2 protein-coding genes are annotated in these 1,230 nt (G+C 40.0%); both read left to right on the top strand.

The genetic code is table 11. The annotated features are described in order from the left end of the window. Window positions 1-335, top strand: a 335-nt coding sequence (locus tag A3761_RS21955) for a hypothetical protein (RefSeq protein ID WP_231881284.1), incomplete at its 5' end; no start/stop codon positions are given. Window positions 336-583: 248 nt separating this feature from the next. Continuing rightward, window positions 584-1,230: nuclease-related domain-containing protein (locus A3761_RS21950; protein WP_068750876.1), on the top strand; the 647-nt coding region annotated here is incomplete at its 3' end.

Genomic DNA, 1,230 nt, shown 5'->3' with positions numbered 1-1,230 from the left:
ACCGTACCTTAGCGCTCAGGTATGGAGTGATGAATGCTGAAAATGGAGTTGAGAAAAATACGATTAGACTTGTTAAACAGGGGCTTGTTCAAGGTTTTGAGGGTCGTGGTCATTATTATGCTGAGCTCTGTGATTATGAAAACACGAAGGTCAGAGTTGTTATCAACGAGGGCTCTGATTACATCAATACTTTTTATCCGTTAAGTGACGAGGAATGGTTCCAAAAATATGAAACATTAGAAAAGTTATTAAAGAATAACGATTCGTTTACTTTAAAGGAGCTAGCAAAATACCATATAGATGTTGTTGTAATTCCAGGGTTAAAAGCCTCATAAGGTCAATGCTTAAGTTAAACCTTATTAGTCAAGTTTGCAGCGTGCATTGGTTATCCAGGTCCAATGCTTATAGCTGGTTTCTCTTTTGGTTCTATTTGTGTGTCTATAACACCAAACACTCGTGTCCCTCACTTGTCCCTAACTTTGTTGCAGGCTGCACAGTAATATTATTTCCAATTCAACGAGTAGACGAAAAAGTTTATTCGTAATAAGAACCGAGCACTAATCTGAAATAAAAGGAAGTAAACATGGCAAACCTGGAATACGTAACAAGCAATAAATTAACAATAGAAGCAGATGCGCAAAAAAGAAAAAGTCGTAAAGGGGTTATGATCGTCGGCCTGATATTAGCGCTAGGTGCCTTGTTTTTACACCCAGTAGCGGCAGCCATAGTCATGGTTTTTGCTCTGATTTCTTGGGGCTCCCAAAACGGCAGTCAAACTCTTAGAGCTGGAGCAGTTGGTGAAGACATAACCATGAATGTGTTAAGCCATTTACCTGACTCATACACGATTTATAACCAAGTGGACCTACCGAACGAAAAGTCACGAACGGGCTTTAACGAGGCTGATATTATTGTAATGGGGCCCGATACAGTTTTTGTGATTGAAGTGAAACACAATAACGGCTCAATTTATGGAACAGAAGGTGATAAAGATTGGCATGTACAAAAGGTAGGTCGAGGCGGTACGCCTTATTCTAAAACGATGCGTAACCCAATCGCACAAGTTAAGAAGCTCGTTTGGTTACTTTCTGATGATTTGAAGAAAAAGAACGGCCGAGCGTGGGTTCAAGGTGTGGTTGTATTCTCGAACCAAGATTCTTCTGTACGAGTTAGACATTCAGGGAATGTGCCAGTGCTTAATTTAAGCGAGTTAAATAGGTATATCCTGTC

It is taken from the genome of Oleiphilus sp. HI0123, from assembly GCF_001635315.1.
Note: the sequence above shows the minus strand (reverse complement) of the source record. Positions and strands in the feature narration are given on the sequence as shown.